24 protein-coding genes and 2 tRNA genes are annotated in these 19,024 nt (G+C 49.1%); 7 read left to right on the forward strand and 19 right to left on the reverse strand.

The annotated features are described in order from the left end of the window. Positions 1-127 precede the first annotated feature (127 nt). Positions 128-841 (forward strand): cupin domain-containing protein, encoded by a 714-nt coding sequence (locus tag BN3279_RS22850; protein ID WP_059054264.1) that lies wholly within the window; start codon positions 128-130, stop codon positions 839-841. 111 nt (positions 842-952) lie between these two features. Here BN3279_RS22850 and BN3279_RS22855 read toward each other — a convergent pair whose 3' ends face one another. Next, on the reverse strand, positions 953-1,588 hold the full coding sequence (locus BN3279_RS22855; RefSeq protein WP_059054266.1) for an O-methyltransferase: 636 nt from the start codon (positions 1,586-1,588) through the stop codon (positions 953-955). 407 nt (positions 1,589-1,995) lie between these two features. Here BN3279_RS22855 and BN3279_RS22860 point away from each other — a divergent pair, with 407 nt between their 5' ends. Beyond that, a complete protein-coding gene (locus BN3279_RS22860) occupies positions 1,996-3,141 on the forward strand; it encodes a THUMP domain-containing class I SAM-dependent RNA methyltransferase (protein ID WP_059054268.1) in 1,146 nt (381 codons plus the stop codon). Positions 3,142-3,195: 54 nt separating this feature from the next. Continuing rightward, complete coding sequence (locus BN3279_RS22865) at positions 3,196-5,154, forward strand: LTA synthase family protein (protein ID WP_059054270.1); 1,959 nt, start codon at positions 3,196-3,198, stop codon at positions 5,152-5,154. Between the two features lie 45 nt (positions 5,155-5,199). On the opposite strand, the gene BN3279_RS22870 is transcribed toward BN3279_RS22865, so the two are convergent. The 8 genes from BN3279_RS22870 to BN3279_RS22905 form a co-directional block, all read right to left on the reverse strand. Further along, complete coding sequence (locus tag BN3279_RS22870; protein ID WP_059054272.1) at positions 5,200-5,439, reverse strand: YuzB family protein; 240 nt, start codon at positions 5,437-5,439, stop codon at positions 5,200-5,202. A 35-nt stretch (positions 5,440-5,474) separates the two neighbouring features. Further along, entirely contained in the window at positions 5,475-5,777 is a 303-nt protein-coding gene (locus tag BN3279_RS22875) for a hypothetical protein (RefSeq protein WP_059054274.1), read from the reverse strand. Between the two features lie 89 nt (positions 5,778-5,866). Further along, positions 5,867-6,106 (reverse strand): hypothetical protein, encoded by a 240-nt coding sequence (locus BN3279_RS22880; protein ID WP_059054275.1) that lies wholly within the window; start codon positions 6,104-6,106, stop codon positions 5,867-5,869. 61 nt (positions 6,107-6,167) lie between these two features. Further along, entirely contained in the window at positions 6,168-6,794 is a 627-nt protein-coding gene (locus BN3279_RS22885) for a TraX family protein (RefSeq protein ID WP_059054680.1), read from the reverse strand. 97 nt (positions 6,795-6,891) lie between these two features. Then, on the reverse strand, positions 6,892-7,710 hold the full coding sequence (gene racE / locus BN3279_RS22890) for a glutamate racemase (protein WP_187377836.1): 819 nt from the start codon (positions 7,708-7,710) through the stop codon (positions 6,892-6,894). Between the two features lie 190 nt (positions 7,711-7,900). Then, a complete protein-coding gene (locus BN3279_RS22895) occupies positions 7,901-8,317 on the reverse strand; it encodes a YtxH domain-containing protein (protein ID WP_059054277.1) in 417 nt (138 codons plus the stop codon). A 103-nt stretch (positions 8,318-8,420) separates the two neighbouring features. Further along, positions 8,421-8,855 carry a DUF86 domain-containing protein gene (locus tag BN3279_RS22900; RefSeq protein WP_059054279.1) on the reverse strand — a complete coding sequence of 145 codons (435 nt, stop codon included), beginning with the start codon at positions 8,853-8,855 and terminating at the stop codon, positions 8,421-8,423. Positions 8,856-8,943: 88 nt separating this feature from the next. Then, positions 8,944-9,231, reverse strand: coding sequence for a Dabb family protein (locus tag BN3279_RS22905; RefSeq protein ID WP_059054282.1), 288 nt, complete (start codon positions 9,229-9,231; stop codon positions 8,944-8,946). A 190-nt stretch (positions 9,232-9,421) separates the two neighbouring features. Here BN3279_RS22905 and BN3279_RS22910 point away from each other — a divergent pair, with 190 nt between their 5' ends. Beyond that, positions 9,422-9,730, forward strand: a complete 309-nt coding sequence (locus BN3279_RS22910) for a hypothetical protein (RefSeq protein WP_059054285.1) — start codon at positions 9,422-9,424, stop codon at positions 9,728-9,730. Positions 9,731-9,853: 123 nt separating this feature from the next. Here the strand turns inward: BN3279_RS22910 and BN3279_RS22915 are convergent, their stop codons facing one another. The 4 genes from BN3279_RS22915 to BN3279_RS22930 form a co-directional block, all read right to left on the reverse strand. Then, the gene (locus BN3279_RS22915; protein WP_059054287.1) at positions 9,854-10,303 is read right to left on the reverse strand and encodes a DoxX family protein; all 450 of its coding nucleotides are present in this window, start codon (positions 10,301-10,303) and stop codon (positions 9,854-9,856) included. 24 nt (positions 10,304-10,327) lie between these two features. After that, a complete protein-coding gene (locus BN3279_RS22920) occupies positions 10,328-10,924 on the reverse strand; it encodes a TetR/AcrR family transcriptional regulator (RefSeq protein ID WP_059054289.1) in 597 nt (198 codons plus the stop codon). 154 nt (positions 10,925-11,078) lie between these two features. Continuing rightward, positions 11,079-11,151: transfer RNA gene (locus BN3279_RS22925), tRNA-Lys, on the reverse strand. Positions 11,152-11,157: 6 nt separating this feature from the next. Further along, positions 11,158-11,233: transfer RNA gene (locus BN3279_RS22930), tRNA-Ala, on the reverse strand. A gap of 226 nt (positions 11,234-11,459) precedes the next feature. On the opposite strand from BN3279_RS22930, the gene BN3279_RS22935 reads away from it, so the two are divergent. Next, positions 11,460-12,701 (forward strand): alpha/beta hydrolase family protein, encoded by a 1,242-nt coding sequence (locus BN3279_RS22935; protein ID WP_059054290.1) that lies wholly within the window; start codon positions 11,460-11,462, stop codon positions 12,699-12,701. Here BN3279_RS22935 and BN3279_RS22940 read toward each other — a convergent pair. Then, positions 12,696-13,676 carry a MerR family transcriptional regulator gene (locus BN3279_RS22940; protein WP_059054292.1) on the reverse strand — a complete coding sequence of 327 codons (981 nt, stop codon included), beginning with the start codon at positions 13,674-13,676 and terminating at the stop codon, positions 12,696-12,698. The two genes, BN3279_RS22935 and BN3279_RS22940, sit on opposite strands and share 6 nt — an antisense overlap. Before the next feature lie 313 nt (positions 13,677-13,989). Between BN3279_RS22940 and BN3279_RS22945 the strand changes: the two genes are divergently transcribed. Continuing rightward, on the forward strand, positions 13,990-14,949 hold the full coding sequence (locus tag BN3279_RS22945; RefSeq protein WP_059054294.1) for a radical SAM protein: 960 nt from the start codon (positions 13,990-13,992) through the stop codon (positions 14,947-14,949). Between the two features lie 65 nt (positions 14,950-15,014). Here the strand turns inward: BN3279_RS22945 and BN3279_RS24320 are convergent, their stop codons facing one another. Further along, on the reverse strand, positions 15,015-15,143 hold the full coding sequence (locus BN3279_RS24320; protein WP_222860898.1) for a YjcZ family sporulation protein: 129 nt from the start codon (positions 15,141-15,143) through the stop codon (positions 15,015-15,017). A gap of 189 nt (positions 15,144-15,332) precedes the next feature. On the opposite strand from BN3279_RS24320, the gene BN3279_RS22950 reads away from it, so the two are divergent. Then, positions 15,333-15,566, forward strand: a complete 234-nt coding sequence (locus BN3279_RS22950) for a hypothetical protein (RefSeq protein WP_232436934.1) — start codon at positions 15,333-15,335, stop codon at positions 15,564-15,566. A 48-nt stretch (positions 15,567-15,614) separates the two neighbouring features. Here the strand turns inward: BN3279_RS22950 and BN3279_RS22955 are convergent, their stop codons facing one another. The 4 genes from BN3279_RS22955 to pstC form a co-directional block, all read right to left on the reverse strand. After that, positions 15,615-16,238: a DedA family protein gene (locus BN3279_RS22955; RefSeq protein WP_059054297.1), complete on the reverse strand. Its 624-nt coding sequence runs from the start codon at positions 16,236-16,238 to the stop codon at positions 15,615-15,617. A gap of 221 nt (positions 16,239-16,459) precedes the next feature. Next, a complete protein-coding gene (gene pstB / locus BN3279_RS22960; protein ID WP_059054299.1) occupies positions 16,460-17,218 on the reverse strand; it encodes a phosphate ABC transporter ATP-binding protein PstB in 759 nt (252 codons plus the stop codon). A gap of 12 nt (positions 17,219-17,230) precedes the next feature. Beyond that, positions 17,231-18,118 (reverse strand): phosphate ABC transporter permease PstA, encoded by an 888-nt coding sequence (gene pstA, locus BN3279_RS22965; RefSeq protein ID WP_059054301.1) that lies wholly within the window; start codon positions 18,116-18,118, stop codon positions 17,231-17,233. Beyond that, positions 18,115-19,017 (reverse strand): phosphate ABC transporter permease subunit PstC, encoded by a 903-nt coding sequence (gene pstC, locus BN3279_RS22970; protein ID WP_059054303.1) that lies wholly within the window; start codon positions 19,015-19,017, stop codon positions 18,115-18,117. Before pstC ends, pstA begins: the two co-directional genes overlap by 4 nt. Positions 19,018-19,024 lie beyond the last annotated feature (7 nt).

A 19,024-nucleotide genomic window follows, 5' to 3' on the forward strand; every position in this document is an offset into this window, starting at 1 on the left:
ATACTGTAGCCTGCTTTCCTTAAGCAATTAACATTTGCTAAAAAATAGCGTATTTATCACCCAATAGAATCATAAATATCTTAGGAAGAACGGCTCTGTAAGCCTAAGAGAAAGGTAGGGAAAAAGCATGGCGGTTTCATACATGAATTTCGCCTCACCCTCAGCGCAATTCACGTTTGATGTGAATCGCAATACCACCTTCAAGAAAGACGATCGGAATTTTATCAATGAGGTGTCTATCCAGCAATTAAATACGTTAGGCAATGTATCGCTCCTTGATGTCTATCTCGATAAAAACAATATTGTTGAGCCTCATATCCATCAGAACGCCTCGGAGCTGGTCTACTGCATTTCCGGGGAAGTCGTTGTATCCATCATCAACCCGTTTACCAATGAGTTGCACAACTATCCTAACCGTCCGGGGCAAGTGACGAACGTTCCTCAAGGATGGTGGCACTATGATACCGCCACTGTGGACGGCACGCATTTCCTGGCCATCTTCGATGCTCCGATTCCTGAAGTGATTCTGGCCTCGAATATGCTGCGGCTGACCCCTCCTGAGGTATTGGCCTATGCCTATTGCCTCGACCCGGCTAAAGTCAAGGACACCTTCGCCCCACTCAATCAATCGGTGCTCATCGGTCCACCAAAAGGCTGCCATCAGGGCCAGCCAAACGCTCACTTGGCCAATCAAGGACCCCAAAGCCACCACGCCCATCCTGCTCAACCGCCTTATAATCAAGGATACGGGCTAAGATCGAACGAGCAAAGCGACGGAAACCCCCGCCGGCCACAAGTCATCGGCAATGGCTGGGCACATCTGTACCATAACGGACCTTGAAGTCCGTGACTTTCGTTCTTCACCCTTTTAACCTGCACACAAACAAGCAGCGCCGCCTGAATGGGCCGCGCTGCTTGTTTGTGTGCCTTGCATTATTGATGATCTTTATGATTATTTGACCATAGCCAATGCCAGACCATCATACGCCGGCAGCAAAGTGCTTATTAACCGATCATCCCGGGCTATGGTTTCATTGAAACGGCGCATCGCCTGCACCGAGGGTCCGTTCTTGTCCGTATTGAGCGTACGGCCCCTTAACAAAATATTATCCCCGGCTATCAAAGCTCCCGGATTTGCCAGCTTGATGGCATACTCCAGGTAATTGGGATAATTCTCTTTGTCCGCGTCGATGAAGAAGAAATCGAACCGTTCCCCTTCCTCCACCAGCTCCTCCAGGCTGCTAAGCGCTGGAGCAATTCTATAGTCCGCCATATGCCCGAAGCCCGCCTCTTGCAAATTTCTGCGGGCCAACTCAGCATTCTCTTCCTTTAGCTCCAGCGACAGCAATTTTCCTCCTTGAGTCGGCAGGCCCCTGGCCAGACAGATGCCACTATAGCCACCCAGTGCACCGATCTCCAGCACCGATCTGGCCCCGGCCAGCTTCACCAGGAGCGTCAGAAGCCGTCCATATCCCGGCGCAATAGATACATCCTGAAGCCCGCTGTCGGCAATGGACCGCGTTACACGCTCCAATACCTCATCCTTCGCATATAATTCATCCCCGTATTGTTCAGGCGTTAACATCATAATCTTCCCTTCCTATCTACTTAAAGTGCGTGTTCAAAAAGTCGGGTTAGCAGGACCGAAGCTTATGCTTCCGATGTGCGTTTTTTCAAAACGCTTGAGTTGGATGAAGTCAGGGACTGAGTAGCGGAGCTACACGTTTTCAGAGAAAACGACTTCGTAAGCATAGGTACGTGAGCAACTGAAATGTTTCTGCAAGAAACATACTACGGAAGCCTACGCTTGGCCCGGCTGAATTCAAGATTCGATGTCGAATCTACTCCTTGATTAACTCCGTTCTGGGAAGACGACTTTTTGAACAACCTCCTCAAGAAGCGTTTGTAACTTACAGGACATTAGCCTATACTAAATTGTATGGTTTTTCGTTTATTCTCACAAGTACAAAGCTGAAGTTGGAGTGATTATCTAGCATGTCTGGACCTTTAAAATTAATCGCAACCGCACCGATGGGCCTGGAGGCCGTAGTCGTACGCGAGTTGAAAGAATTGGGCTATCATGATACGTCTGTGGATAACGGACGCGTCCATTTTACCGGAGATCTGATCGATATCTGCCACTGCAATTTGTGGCTGAGAACCTCTGACCGGGTTCTGATCAATATGGGCGAATTCAACGCCTTCACGTTTGACGAACTGTTTGAAGGGACCAAGGCTTTGCCTTGGGAGGACTGGATTCCTGCAGATGGAGAATTCCCCGTTGAGGGCCGTTCGCACAAATCGCAGCTCAGCAGCGTTCCCGCCTGCCAGGGAATCGTGAAGAAGGCCATAGTTGAGAAGTTGAAGCAATCCTATGATATTGAATGGTTCGAGGAATACGGGCCGCGTTACGTGATCGAGATTCATCTCCTGAATGATCGGGCTCTGCTCACCCTCGATACTACGGGGTCCGCTCTGCACAAGCGTGGCTACCGCAAGCAAGCCACAGAAGCACCGCTGAAGGAGACGATGGCCGCCGCCATGATTCTTCTTAGCCGCTGGAATCAGAATCCAACACGACCGTTCTACGATCCCTGCTGCGGCTCGGGAACGTTGCCGATTGAAGCCGCGATGATCGGCTGGAACATCGCGCCGGGACTACGCCGCACCTTTAATTCAGAGAGCTGGCCGGCTATACCTGAAGAGCTCTGGGCCCAGGCACGCGAGGAAGCCATCGATGCCGTACGAGACGATATTCCACTGAACATTGTGGGCAGTGATATCGATCCGGATGCCATCGAGATTGCCAAAGCCGCAGCCAAGAGCGCAGGACTAGCCGATGAGATTCGCTTCGAGTGCCTCCCGGCCGTCAAGATTGAGCCCCAGGGCGATTATGGCTGCATGATTACCAATCCCCCTTACGGGGAACGGATCGGTGAGGAGAAGGAAGTGCGCAAGCTGATATCGCAACTCGGCAGAGTTACCGCAGGCATGCCGACCTGGTCTTTCTTCGCTCTAACACCTACCAAGACGTTTGAGCGCGACTTTACGCGTAAAGCAGATAAGCGGCGCAAGCTGTTTAACGGACGCATTGAATGCCAATATTTGCAGTATCTCGGACCCCTTCCCCCACGTCATTAACGTGGTGGGAGGGTTTCTCCCTTTTCGGAGCAAGAAAGGAGCTGGCTGATTGTCATGCTAAGGAAGTCCCGATATTTTGCCTATCTCCTATTTGTCATGGCTATCTTCATCAAGCTTGTGTTATTTCATGGGCAATTGAAGGCCCGTTATATTGACATGAGCCTGCTGGATAACCTTATTGCCATCGGCTCTATTATGCTGGCTTCATTCTGGACATTATGGCTTCCTGCCCGAGTGTTCAAATGGGGGCTGGGCAGTCTGAATGTACTGCTCACCGCACTCATCTTCGCCGACCTGGTTTATTACCGGTATTTTGCCGATTTCATCACGGTACCGGTTCTGATGCAGGCGGGACAAGTTGGAGCCCTTGGGGAAAGCATCGAGGAACTTATTCATCCTCGTGATTTATGGCTTATCGCCGACTGGGCCCTCTGGCTGGCTGCTGCTCTCTTCGCTCAGGTGTGGCGCAGAAAGCTCCAGACGTCCTCTCACACCATTGGCAACCTTGGCCCGGTCTACCGGGCGAGCACCAACTACAAGGGAAAGGGACGTCGCGGACTGGGACGCCTATTCCCCGGCCTTGCCGTATTTATCCTGGGCTTCATGTTATCTGTAGGACCGATTCAGTTCTACGCCCGTACATGGGCCACCGAACTATTCGAGAACAATTGGTGGAATGTATCCCTCTACAATGTTACCGGTCTACTGGGCTTTCATTATTATGATGCCAACCGTTACGTGCAGGAGCATTTTGGAGCAGCCATGTCTGTCGAGTCCGAGGAACAAGAGGCTATTGAAAGTTGGTTTCGGGAAGCGAAACGGCGCCAAGTAGAGCCAAATGAAACCTTTGGCGCTTATGCGGGAAGCAATGTGGTAGTAATCCAGACGGAGGCCTTCATGAACTTTATGATTGGTCAGGAAATCGCCGGCCAGGAGATCACCCCACACTTCAATGAATTAATGAAAGAAAGCCTGTACTTCCCGAACTATTATCACCAGACGGGTCAAGGGCGAACCTCCGACGCGGACTTCTCCTCCAACAGCTCGCTTCATCCGTTACCTACAGGCTCGGTGGCAGTCCGTTACCCGGATCATCACTTTGATATGCTGCCGCAAATTCTGAAGACGCAGGCCGGTTATGCGACTTCCGCCTTCCATGCTTACGAAGGCAGCTTCTGGAATCGTAATCAAATGTATCCGAAGATGGGCTATGACCGCTTCTACAGCAAGAAAGATTACGTGATGGATGAGCCGCTGGGATGGTCGCTGGGTGATAAGTCTTTCTTCCGCCAATCATTAGACTTTATGACGCAAACTCAAGAGCCCTTCTACTCCTTCATGATTACGTTATCCAGCCACCATCCCTATTCACTGCCTGCCGAAACGCGAACGCTCGATACCGGGGAGTTCGAAGGAACCATCTTCGGCAATTACCTGCAGTCCATTCACTATATGGATGAGGCATTAGGTCAATTGGTAGCAGGCTTGAAGCAGGAAGGCTTATGGGATCATACCATTTTGTATGTTTACGGCGACCATGATAATTCCGTTACGGTGCGGGAAGATTATGAACGGTTTCTAGGCCGCAAGCTGAGCGAACTGGATATGCATCAGATCATGAATCAGGTACCCCTGCTAATTCATTTGCCAGATAGCAAGTATGCCGGGGTCTATCCGGAACCATCCGGACAGTTAGATATGACCCCATCGCTGCTGCATCTACTCGGCATCTCCGCAGAGCCGTACTATTTTATGGGCAATAACTTGTTTAGCAGTGCAACAGATGAACGTTTAGTGGTGCTTCGCACGGGTGCCTTTACCGACGGACAAGTCTACTATATTCCATCGGCCAGCCATTTGTTCGAAGACGGACAATGTTATGACCTCTCAAGTAGGGAGCGCACCGATATTGAACCCTGCCGCGTTCCGCAGGAGGAAGCGATGAACCGCTTGGACATATCTGATACGCTCATTACCAACAACCTGCTCAATTCAATGGATAGTAATAAATAAAAAATAAATCCCCCACTTCCTTCTCAGGAGCGGGGGATTTGCTATTTAAGCATCTGTCTTGGGTTTCTTGACGAATGGAGCAGCCTTGGCCAGTACCTCGTCTTCCGTTGGGGCACTGACGTACCGGCCGTTAATATATACGAACGCTCTTTTGCCGCACGGACCGCAATAGGACTTGCAGCCGACTTTGATCTCGGCGTCCGGCGCGAGCTTTTGCAATTTCGGTATAAAAGTCTTCATTCGGATATGATTGCATTTGTCGCAAATGCGGATATCGTTAGCCATGCGTGGGTCCCTTCTTTGTATGGTTCAGCTAAAACTTAGTGGTCGCCATGATTTCCTTTGGACGGATTAGTAATGACGAATCCTTCCTCCGGAAAATACAAATAATCGATCTTTACGCCATCCAGCAGCGGGTCGGTTCCTTCCACGATGACATCAATTTCCTTATCCGTCTTAATCACTTGGGCATCGCTCTCTGGCTTGGCCAAATCCAGACCATAATGAGCGTGATCTCCATGGGAGTGCGTAATGAATACCTTCAGTGCAAACCCTTGGTTCTCTTCTTTCTCCAGTTCCTGCTTTATCACCTTCGCCGCATTGCGGGTAATTTTGACGTTCATGAGATCTCTCCTATCTTCAATTGGCTTACCTAACATTCCTAATTGTAAAGAAACAATGTCAAACAAGCAAGAGCAAGGGGCAAATCCTGCTATACACCGGGGTATTTCCGCTCTGCCCGGGTCACGAACCAGTTCATGAGCAGCATCGTTACAGCCATATCGTCAATAGGAATCATCGGCATGACATCAGGTAGAACCCAATAAGCCAGTGCCGGTACAGTCAACAATAGCTTATCGAACCACGGCACCTTGCGGGACCCCAGCAAAGGCCATGTACGGCGAAAAATATGGGACCAATGCCGAAACGACCAAATTCTTCTCCATTTCATGACGTTTCCTCCTCTTTGATGTGTTCAGATGCACCTCGTCTGCTCTTGCCCATCCTGCTAATCAACGCAGTGTATACGCCAGTATAACCAGCACAGCCAAGTGCAACGGATAGAAGCTCCGCCATACCCAGCGCGGGAGTCGCCAGTTCTCCAGCCTTCTCCAGACCTGCGGGCCATAGGCGATCACCATCGTCGGGATGATGCTCGCTAACTGGACGATCCAGCCGAAGGCGAACAAATAAACGATATTCAGCAGCATATGCATAAGCACCATGCTAGCCGCTCCCCCGTATCTAAAGATTAACACGAGCAGCAGTCCATAAGCTCCATAATCGAACGACACAACCTCCATCAGTACGCAAGCGACAACAACGATGATGCCGGACCCTACGCTATGCTTTACCTTCTCCAGCAACCGAAGGACGAGCGATGAAACTAACAGGGTAGCTACTACGTTCAAGCCTGTGGTGTTAAAGGCCAGTTGATAAGGAACTTGCGAGAGCAGGGCTATGATCCCCAGCCTCACCGCATACCTTCGGTAATTCGAAGTGTGCACATGACCTTGAACCAGCGCATACGCATAGATGGGAAAGGCAATCCTCCCAATAATTCTCCATCCCATTTCCCCTGGAAAAAATATAAGTCCAACATGATCAATTAGCATCGTCAGCATGGCAATCAGTTGCATGAGCCGCACTCCCTTCTCCTTAAAAAGGTCATTTAAAGGCTTGTCCTTCTTTCTAAAAGAACCTTTGGCCAGGGATTTCCCTCCAAAGGTTCTCATGCTAGCCCACAGGGCTGGATACTTGCCAAACAATCGGGGTCAATTCGATCTGCTCCCCTAGCCATTGACGGGCAATCTTACGGAACATGTCCGCATCCCCGCTACAGAAAAATTGATGCACCGGAATCGCGTTCCCCCGGGCCAAGCCCTCCTTCTGGTGCAGCACGGTGCTGATCTCCCGGGCCGTCTCATCGGCTGAGCTAATTAACGTAACCTGCTCCCCCATCACCTGCTGAATTGAATTCTTCAGAAAGGGATAATGTGTACAGCCAAGAATCAGACAATCCATTGGATAATCCTTCAGTCCTTGCAGGCTATTCTGTACAACGAATAAGGCTTCGTCGGTCTCATACAACCCCCGTTCTACTAACGGTACGAGTTCGGGGCATGCCTGGCTAACGATCTCGATTTGAGGATTCAGCTCGCGTAAAGCCGTAGTATAGGCTTCACTACGGATTGTACCAACCGTACCGATGACCCCTACTTTTCCACTCTTAGTGGTGCTGATCGCCGCCCTTGCCCCCGGATGTATAACACCGATGACTGGAATATTCACTTTGTCCTTAATGTAATCCAGCGCTGCCGCAGTAGCTGTATTGCAGGCAATGACAATCAGTTTAGGGTCAAATTGAATCAAATAATCAACGATTTGCTCGGTAAACAAGCGAACCTCCTCAGGGGACCTTGGACCATAAGGAGCTCGGGCCGTATCTCCGAAATAAATAATCTTCTCTCTGGGAAGCTGTCTCATCACTTCCTTGCAAACCGTGAGACCTCCCACTCCCGAGTCTAAGATGGCAATAGCTTGCTGCACGAACATACCGCTTCCTTTATCATCAAATTTTAATTGGAGTCTCTCTCGTTACTGTATGACCTGGGATCATAAAGCGTACCTAAATATTAACTTAATTTGTAGCATCGGACAAGAAAGCCCGCCCTCTTATGCCACGAAAAAGGACCCTGCTTCCAGGGTCCCCGTCAGGCAATGCCGTCTTGTCAGCAAGACTAACTTATTTAGCGTCTTTGTCCTCTTCCGCAGTAACCGCAGCTTCAAGCGCAGCAGCTTCGGCATCCTTACCATCCACCTCAGAGTCGACTACACCCAGTACCACTGTCTTGACGTCCTTTACGGTTTCGACCGTGTCTTCCACGATCTCGGATACTTGCTCTACTTTTTCCTTAGTGACCTGGCGAATATCCGTAATAAGGTCCCCGGCTGTTTCTTTCACTTTATCCACCAGAATAGCACCCTGCTCCGTTACCTTCCCGGCAACCTCTTGGGTCTTCTCTCCAACCTGGCGAGCCCCGTCTGCGATGTCCTTACGAAGTGCCTTGCCTGGCTTCGGCGCAAACAACAATGCTGTCACCGAACCGACGATCGTACCAATTGCTGCACCTAACAACCAACCTTTATTCCCTTTACTCATAGCTCATCTCTCCTTTTTAGCATCCCCGTATCAGGGCGAATGCCCATATCTTAATGTATTATAAGCAACAACAATCCGACTGGTCACACATGGACAGGCATTTTTATTTAGCCAATGGGCTATAAACACCTTCCTGTTCCAAATACGTGAATACCTTTGTTGAGAAAGTCTTAAGTACCGCTGGTAAATTCTGCGCCCACTCCTCAGGCTCTGGATGGCTCAGGAAATAATCCTGTACTAGCGGCTTCCGAAGCCGCACCAGCTTAACCAAGATAGCATGCATGTCACTGTCGATGACCTTCTCGTCCAGCATAATGTCCACGATATCCTCGTAACTGCTTGCATCACGCATAATGAAGCCATCAATGAGATAGCTGCCTACATCCGTCACGATCTCCACAGCTAAATGCAACGCACGCTCCGCGGCATACCGTTCAACGAGGGGGCGTTCTCTCCGGGACGACTGACCAAGTACCTGAAGCAATTCCGGAATAATTTCGAGTCTGCGTTCGATTTGTTCCCGATTCACATAATACATAGCAATTACCTCCTGAAAACGGTGAGGCATGTCCCTCTATGCCAATGTCCCTTACATGTATAATACGCCAATTTATCAAAAGTGAATCTTAAAATTCAAAATCGACCGCAACTTGGCTTTCACGTACTTCGCTCATGTGCTCAATAACCTTCTTGTGTTCGGGATGAACCTGATACCCCTCAAGATCATCCAGGGAATCAAAAGTAGCAATCAATGCGATGTCATAAGAACGCTCAGAGCGTATGACATCGGTTCCTACCTCCAGGCTCCGCAATTGCTCTACCTTGCCTTCCAGTCCCCGTAGGACCTGAACCGTCCGCTCAATGCTTGACGGAGCAGCATCCTTCAGTTTAAACAATACGATATGTTTGATCATGTCATCAGCTCCTCTATGCTTTGATTCGTCGCTTGCTTCCAGCATAACATAACGAATAGCCCCAGAAAAGCGGACCCACCCGAACTCTATCAATCTAGCAACATAAGATATAATGTCTTCTGCAATAGGAGGGTCGAGTAAGCAGGTCCTTCCTTCCAGAGATAACTATCTAGGGAAGGGGGTGTACCTTATGAGTGTTCTGCGCTTTCTGCTCAATGGTCCGCTGCGCAGGCGCATCCGGTTGCTACAGGCCAAGCTGGAGCTGTTAACAGGCCGTATAGAGCAACTGGAGCAGGCCTTTGCAGCGACCTCTTTTCCCGATGCCGGCACCGTGGAACGCATGAATGCAACTGCCGGCCAATGCATCACCGTGGAGACCCAAGAGCATAGCCTACATGGCATCCTGGTCAACATGCATCAGGATTCTCTGGAATTGATGGATGAACAAGGCCAGCATGTCGTTGTACCCGCAGCAAGAATCTTGCTCATCCGGCAGTAAGCTTTCTGACAGCCTTTCCCCGTGAAAACCAACTGGGGAGGGCAAGAAGTAGCCGTGTTGGGACAACTCCCTGGCACGGCTATTTCTCCTTGATGGTACATTCATTCTGTTAGATAAGCTGATTCATCCAGTAAACAACGGGGAGGCAAGTAATACGGCAGTGATAAAAATGAGCTGAATCCCGATGCGAACTGGTAATTTCGGCACCGGCTTACCGCCGATGGTCAGCTTGTTACGAGCTGCATAGATATTGGCAGGAAGCATGGCGATAAGAAGTAAAACAAGGCACACTGAAGCAATAAGTGAGAGCGCAGGCACCAGGATACCCAAAGCTCCGGCAATTTCCAAAATTCCAGTAACCGTTATGATCCATTCTTTCTGTGGAAAAGCAGGGGGCACCATCTTTACCAGATCAGGCCGCCGCCTTCCCCAGTGTGCAGATGCGCTCAATAGCAACATTATGACTACTGCCCATTGCAGGGAGGTATGCCAATCATTCAAATAATTCAAGCCCAGAAAACCAAGCCCCCGAAACAGCAAAAAGGATACGATAAGTGCAATAAAAGGAACCATGTTGAACCCTCCCTCAAATCTTAATTATTGCTTTTTCAGGATTCCGGCCATAAAGTCCGATACACCTTTCGCTGAAAGAGCCCCAGGTGATGCGGTCAGGGATGCCCGTACACGCAGACCCAACGATAGCAAAACGAACAACTCGGCCGTTTCATCAGGGTTTACGGTTTCCTGGATCACCCCGTACTTCTGACCCGTAATAATCCACTGTCTGGAGACAGAGACAGACCGCTCGTGAAAGTGTCCAAGCACTTTCGCTATCTCGGGTTCATTCTCCTTGCCCAGCATATATAGAAGAACTTTATTGGTCACCTCATGACTGTCCTCCAACCCCGCCATACTGTTGGAGATAGCCAGCATGGGCCCATCAAATGTTTTATCAAGGCTGCTGGCCACTTCTTCCTCGAAATGTTCATTAACAGCTTCAAGACGCTCCTCCAGCACCCAGGCAAAGATTTCATCCTTGCTCTTTACATAGTGGAATATCGCCCCCTTGGATAAGCGCGATTGTTCCATAATATCCTTTAAGGTGATAGCATGGCAGCTTTTGTCACGGAGCAACTCCTTGGTTGCATCCAATAGTTGCCGGATGGTATTCTTTCGACGATCTGAGTTCTTCATAGCCACCCTCCTCTTCCACCAAGCTTTGAATATAAGTTATTATGATTATATAAACCGACCATCGGTTTGTAAAGTAGGTGGAACAACTAAATTATTCAGGGATCGGGTGCTTAAGACAGCAAAAAAGAACGGTATCGCTACCGTTCCTCCTGGATGGACCCTCAGGGACTCGAACCCTGGACAAATAGATTAAGAGTCTACTGCTCTACCAACTGAGCTAAGGGTCCATAATATGGTGGAGCCTAGGGGGATCGAACCCCTGACCTCATCGCTGCCAGCGATGCGCTCTCCCAGCTGAGCTAAGGCCCCAAAAGGTATTTCAGTTGGTTTGAAAACTTGCTGACAAGAATAGATTATACATCGTTAGAAACATGATTGCAACACTTTTTTTGGTAACAACTTTAGCAAACATACTTGTCAGCCTCTGCCGTTCCTTCTGTACTTAGCTCTTGCCCTTGATCCTCCTGCTACGGGAGGTTTTATTGTTGATTTGCGGTAATTCTAATCTGTAGAAATAATTATTGGGGGTCAGAATATGAGATTTTCAGTTGCAAGAGATGCCAGAGGTGTTCGGCAAAGCAGTGAAGCAACCAAACCTCGCAGGCTTGCTCGTATGGTGATTTGGCTCGGACTGACAAGCTATGCAGCCATTAGTGTAGCTGTGCCGCTATTATTTCCTGTATTCACCTTTGCTAAGCCGGAAGGGGCCTTTGGTATAGGGACTGTAGCATTTTCTTGGATGGATGAAGACAGAGAGGAAACCTTTGTTGCCGGAAGAGGCACCAAGCGCGAGCTAAGAATACAAATCTGGTATCCTGCAGATAAGGAAGCTGGCGGTACAACTTCTGCCTATTTGCCTGACTCCGAGGTTTATACCAAGGCATTTCATGAGATCCTGGGTCTGCCCCAAATGCTGTTCAGCAGCCTAAAGTATGTGCGGACGCATGCCGTAGAGCAAGCTGCATTATCCCCAGCGGAAGCTTCTTACCCTGTGCTTATTTTCTCTCATGGGCTACATGGATATGAGAGTCAAAATACGTTTCAGACAGAGCAACTGGTAAGCGAGGGCTACATCGTGGTGGGTATTAATCACACCTACAGCAGCTTGGCATCAGTATTTCCTGATGGCCGAGTCGCTTTGTTCGATTCCCAAGGCAAGAAAGGATTTGAAGTGCTGCAGTTCGATTTTATGGACAAGCTTAATGAAATTTGGGTAGAGGATGTTAAATTTGTTCTTGATAAGCTGGAAGCTCTTAACGATAACGATACGGATGGCCGGTTCACGGGACATCTCGATCTGGAGCGCATGGGGATGTTCGGACATTCCTTTGGCGGTGCAACCACTCTACAAATGCTGCTCAGTGATTCCCGAATACAAGCAGGCTTAAATATGGATGGCGTGCTGTTTGGGGAGAAGCGTATTCCCGCAGCAGGCGTAGGCAAGCCGTTTCTCATGCTAAGTGCGGACAGCACTACCGCCGGAACCAGCGTGATGAGCGATGATCAGATTGCGGCAATGGGAACAACCCGTTCCGAGGCAGAAGCCTATTATAAGGAAGTATACGCCAGATATGAACCGGTAACAGCAGGAGGGAATTACTGGATTACGCTGGACAATACCACTCACCTTAGCTTCTCTGATCTGTATTTGTTTTCTCCCTTGCTAGAATGGATGGAGGGTGTGGATGCAAGAGAAACTCAACGATTGGTGAATGAGCTGACTCTTGAATTTTTCAATCATTATTTAAAGGGTCAGCCTCTACAGCGGTTGCTATGACGAATTCCTGGCCAATAATTCCTGCATGCCTTGCATAAGTAGTTCCATACCGCTGGAAATCTCCTGCCACTCCGGGTTTACCAGGGTACACAGCTTGTTGAACCGCAAGGTCCGTTCTGTTACGGAATCCAATAAATGCTGGGCCTGTCTTGGAAGAAACTCTTCAGGCTGTTCAAGTTCCTCCACATTGGCATACAGTAAAAGAAAGTCACGTGTGAGGGCCTGGACGGCCTGACTGCTTGCCGCCCATTGTTGTTGAATGGCTTCCTGGGTGCGAAGACGAATTTGCTCCATTTGCCTGATCCACTCCCCTGGCTCGTGCCCGGGATGAAGTGCCATCCGGAAGAATGGCAGCTCACTATGGGCCAGTTCCTTAATATAAGCCGGGTCGTTCAGTAATTTCTGCAGCTCAGTCCAGGCCTGGGTCTGGCGGGCGGTGAGCTTGGATGCCTTCATGATGTATTTATTGAAAAAATGCATAAACGATGCTTGCCAATCCTCTGGCAGCATCTCTAACAGCCGCGTCTCCTCCATCTTGTGATCAATAAACTGCTGGCGATTTACAGTATGAACAGATCGTGAAGCAACCAGATCGGCAATATACTGCATGGAATCCTCGGAGCTAATATGCTTCGTAGGTTGTCTCGCTTGCTTTAAAATAGTGAGCATTGAGGAAATCGCACCAAGTTCTACCTCCAAGACATCAATCTGTAGATTCAAAGCCTCTGTCATACTGAGATCTCCTGAAATCATTCTGCCAATATCCGCAAGGCTGAAATTAACGTAACGCAAAGTTCCGATCAGCTCTAATGTCCATAAATCCGCAGCAGAGTATAACCGGTGCCCTCCCTCCGTTCGTTTGGATGGCCGCAACAGTCCAATATCATCGTAGTAATGGAGCGTCTTCACAGTTGTGTTAGCCATGGAGGCCGCTTGTCCAATTGTATAGGCTGGTTGATGCTTGTCAGTGGTCATTGGGATTCACCTCATTAGACTGTTAGAGGTTGTTCAAAAAGTCACCTTCCCAGAACGAAGTTGTTCAAGGAGTGAACTCGACATCGAATCTTGAATTCACCCGGGTCTTCCGTTGCTCACGTACCCACTACGTACGCTCCGCTACTCAGTCCCTAGCTTCATCCAACCTTCTCGGTCCTGAAAATTCGACTTTTTGAACACGCACTGTTATTATAACGTACGTTAAAAAAGTCATAAAGCTCCGCTATGCATAAGCCTTATAATCACTAAGGACCAAAAAGGATCTTTGGAAATAATCAGGAGGATTAAACGAATGCAAAAGTATAAATTTCTTGAGTTGCAAAAGCCTGCTGTATACGGGCTGGAAGCCCTCGAGGTTGGCGTTACCTCAAGCTGTAATTTTAAGTGCGATTACTGCTGCGCGTACGAAAGAAATGATGGTAACAGTATCAGCGGCAAAGAAGTAACCCGTTTGTTAGAAGAAATCGGCACCATTCGCCGGGTTCGCCTTTCCGGTGGAGAGGTTACTTTAAAATTTCAGGATTGCCTGGAGATCGTTAACTACTGTTCAGAGAACGGCATAGAGACTCAATTGAACTCCAATGCCAGCCTGCTGAATCCTGCGCGTATTGATCAGTTAGAGGCAGCCGGACTCACTACGCTACATGTCTCATTCAACTTCACGGATGCTGCCAACTTCTCTCGCTATTACGGTATGCCGGAATCGGTGTATCACAAAATCAGAGAGAATATCGCTTACTCAGCGGCCAGTTCAATTGATACGGTTCTGGAAACGCTGCTGTTTGAGGAAACTGAACATCACTTGGGTGAAATTGGGGATCACGTTTATCAGCTTGGTGTCCGTACGCATGAAATTCAGAACAGCATCCGGATGGAACATACCGGATGGAAAGCCATTTCCGCTCGCGACCAGCTCAAACGAGCCGTGCAAGAGCTGATCGACGCAAAACGCGAGGATGGCATCATCTACTTCACTTGTATGGATCGCTTTGCGGCCGAGCTTGGCTTCGCCGACCAGCCGGGCATTCATTTCTCCCATTGTATCGAAGGCAAGAAGCAACTGCACCTACACGGCAATGGCGACATCTTGATCTCCGAGCTTTGCTACCCGGTGATCATCGGCAATATTTATCAGGGGACCTCGCTGAAGGATATTTTCAACAATATGCCGACAGCCTTGAAGCATTTCCTCGATACCGAGCCTTGTCCGGCGCTGGATGCTTTATTCCCTCAAGGCAGCCAGGCAAGATAGACAATTCATCAAACGCAAGAAAGGCCCTGCTTCGGCAGGGCCTTTCTTATTATCATTTCAATAATTTACAGTACGAACGCTTTGGAGATAATAACCAGCAAGATAAACAATACAAGGATTGTCCCCGTTGAAGTCCAAAATCCACCAACGCCGCCACAACCGATATTGCCTACGCCATTTTCATATCCCGACATCGTTTTCCCTCCTTCTACGATTATAGAACATCATATTAAGAGCGGTTACCGAAAGACACGGCATATTCGCGGAGAAGGCAAAAAATAGCCCGTTATCCCCACCCGTCCCCAGGGAAGCTGTACCTATTGCCTAATCAACCGTGCATGGCCTTGCATATAATACAGCAAGTCAATATTTAAAAGCAGGTGGTGCTCTTGGGAGGAAAAAAGAGACGCCAATATAAAAGGCGCATAAACAATGACATCTCTTCGGACGATCTGGCTATCATCGGCGCCGGTTTCACTGTCCTTGGAGACATATTCGATTTGCTTTCCCTAATGAAGCTGAGGGAAGAAACAGCGGAGAACGGCAAAGCCACTCCCGGAGAAGAAGCCGAAGAAACCTTGATCGATGAATTTTTGCTTTTACGAAACAAGAAGTAACCTCATATAGCAAAAAGGCGCGGAAGCAAGCCTTCGCGCCTTTTTCCATCAGCGCGAGAGCTTGGCCACCTTCAGCCTCCACTTGCGCCACTTTACATAGATCAGCGTGGACGCTAATACCCCAACGCCGATAAAGAAATAGATCATGTACTTCTCCACCCAATGGATGGCAACCTGCCATTGTTCACCGAATATGTAGCCGATACCTACAAACAAACTGACCCAAAGAGCCGCACCCACACTGGCATACAGAGCGAATGTTCGGAACGGAACACGAATCATGCCCACGAAATAACCAAAGAATTGTCTTACCCCAGGGATGAAGAAGCTGATTAACAGCATCTTATTTCCATATTTCTCGTAGACCTTCCGCGTACGCTGCAGATAGGCGGGCCGTAGGAAAATCCATCTCCCATAGCGTTCAGCGAGCGGCGCCCCAACCCGGTAGCCGATAAAATAAGTCGCCGTTACACCGATAAAAGAGCCCGCATATGCGGCGAGCAAGGCCCACGGCAGGCTGAGAATCCTTTCGTAAGCCAAATAGCCCGTATAGGTTAATGTCGTTTGCCCCGGAGGCAACGGCAAGGCAATAAAGTCGACAGGCAGTCCAAGCAACAGGACAAGATAGCCGTATTGCTCGAACATCCGCTCAATCCAATCCAGCACGTTCATGATTCGATCTCCTTTGATCATTCCAGGCACATCTGATGTCTTGTTTTTACCTATTATGTTACTAGTATATACGAGTTGCCCAAAACTTAAATAGCCCTTAGGTGGGGAAGTGCCGCTATGGCCTTATACGCAAAAGGCCGAGCGCAGAGATGAAATCTCCTGCCCGGCCTGGCGTGTCCAATTTGCAATTTGTTAATTTCCATTTCAACAAAAACGTAGGCTCAGCCAAATCTTCCGGATATATAGTCATCCGTACGTTTCTCCGATGGATTGGTGAAAATTTTGCTCGTATCATCAAACTCCACCACTTCCCCCATCAAGAAGAACGCCGTCTTCTCCGATACCCGGGCCGCTTGATGCATGTTGTGCGTAACGATGATAATGCAGTAATCCTGCTTGAGTTCAGCAATCAGCTCTTCGATTTTGGCACTAGACACCGGGTCAAGGGCAGAAGCAGGTTCATCCATCAGAATGATACCTGGATTGACGGCAATGGATCTGGCGATACATAGCCGCTGTTGCTGTCCCCCGGATAAGGCTAGCGCAGACTTATGCAACCGGTCCTTGGTTTCTTCCCAAAGCGCCGCCTTCGTCAAGGCCTCCTCCACGATTTGATCCAACTGTTTCTTGTTGCGGATACCGTGATAACGGGGACCAAATGCAATATTCTCATAAATCGATTTATGGAACGGATTGGGACGTTGCCAGACCATACCGATTTTTTGGCGTAACAGCACGACGTCGGTCTTGGGGTCCAGGATGTTGTCATCCCCGATCCAGACCTCACCCGTGATGCGTGCACCGCTGATTAGATCGTTCATGCGGTTCAAGCTTCGCAAGAAGGTCGATTTACCGCATCCGGAGGGTCCAATCAAAGCAGTTACCTGACGAGTAGCGAAATCAAGCGATATATTCTTAACGGCTTGCTTATCGCCGTAAAATACACTTAAGTCTTTTGTGGCCAATCCGATATTTTGCACTGCTTCGTCCTCCTATTTCGTAGCCGTAAATTTCTTGAACATCATGCGTCCAAGCCAGCGTGCCAGCAAGTTGAACAGCAGTACGGTGATGATCAGAACGGCCGAAGCGCCGGCAGCAATTTCCGGAGCGTCCGGAGCCAGCCCCTCAGAATTGATCTTCCAAATATGCACGGCCAGCGTCTCTGCCGGACGGAACGGATTAAGCGGTGACGTCGGGCTGAACGGGTTCCAGTTTCCGAAGTCAAGCCTTGGGCTACTCATACCCGCTGTGAACAACAGGGCGGCTGCTTCGCCGAATACACGGCCCGCTGCCAGAATCGTTCCCGTCAGGATGATCGGCATAGCAATTGGAAGCATAATTGAGTTGATCGTCTTCCACTTCGAGAGGCCAAGCGCCAGACTTGCTTCCTTCTGGGCCTGCGGCACACTGGCCAGCCCCTGTTCTGTAATCCGAACCATCAACGGTAGATTAAATACGGTCAATGCCAAGGCACCAGAGAACAAGGAGAAGCCAAATCCAAATAAGTTAACGATGACGAGCAAACCGAACAAGCCCACGACAATGGATGGGAAGGAGGACAACACTTCGACGATTAATCGAATAAAGTCTGTTACTCTGCCCGGCTTGGCGTATTCACTCATATAAATTCCTGCGCCTAATCCAAGCGGAATGGTGATAATCAACGTAAGAACCAGCAGGAATAAGGAGTTAAATAATTGCGGACCAATCCCGCCGCCAGCCTTGATGGTTTGTGGCGGAGAAGTCAGGAACTCAAAGCTGATATGACCCAGTCCCCGGTACAGGATAAATCCGAGCAAGCCTGCCATAACGAGTACAATCACACTGGCTAACAGGACGATAACGGTCGTTGCGATTTTGTCTACTGTTCTTGCACTCATGACTTCGCTCTCCTTTCAAGCCAACGGACGACAAAGACAAAGACAAATGTCATCATCATCAGAATCAACGCTAGTGTCCAGAGCACATTATTAGGCGTGGTGCCCATAACCGTGTTCCCCATGCTCAGCGTAATAACACTGGTCAGCGTCGAAGTGGATTCGAAGAGTGAGCTAGGAATGTGCGGAGCGTTACCGATGACCATCTGTACCGCAAGGGCCTCGCCAAATGCGCGGGCCATGCCTAGCACAACGCCAGTCATCAATGCCGGCAAGGTTGTAGGAATTACTGTACGAGATAAAGTTTGCCAACGGGTGGCTCCCAAAGCGTAAGAGCCTTCTTTCAAACCGGGAGGCAATGCGGCAAGCGCATCCGTCGCGATCGATGTAATGGTCGGCAGAATCATGATTGACAATACAGTTGCCCCGGCCATGATACCCAAACCTTGTCCCGGGAAGATATCCCGGTAAAAAGGAACGATTACACTGAGGCCAACAAAGCCGTAAACAACCGAAGGAATACCTGCTAACAGTTCAATTACCGGTTGCAAATATTTCTTACCGAATTTCGGCATAATTTCAACCATGAACAAGGCTGCGCAAATGCCTAGCGGAGCAGCAATCAAGGCTGCAAGCAAGGAAGTGCTAAAGGAACCGATGATAAACGGCAAAGCCCCATAAATCGGCGGCTCTCCCCCCGGTTTCCAATTCGCGCTCCCAAAAATTTCACCAAATGCGATCCCGTCTTGAAAAAAGGTGCTTAACCCTTTGGTTGCGACAAAATAAACCATCGAGAAGATTGTCACAACCAGAAATACGATACATAATGAAGCGTATATTTTACCGGTCCATTCCTCTATGATATGCGGCTGTACTTTTTTTCTTCCGCCGGACTGAGCCATGAAACCT

The organism is Paenibacillus senegalimassiliensis, assembly GCF_001486585.1.
Classification (GTDB): domain Bacteria; phylum Bacillota; class Bacilli; order Paenibacillales; family Paenibacillaceae; genus Fontibacillus; species Fontibacillus senegalimassiliensis.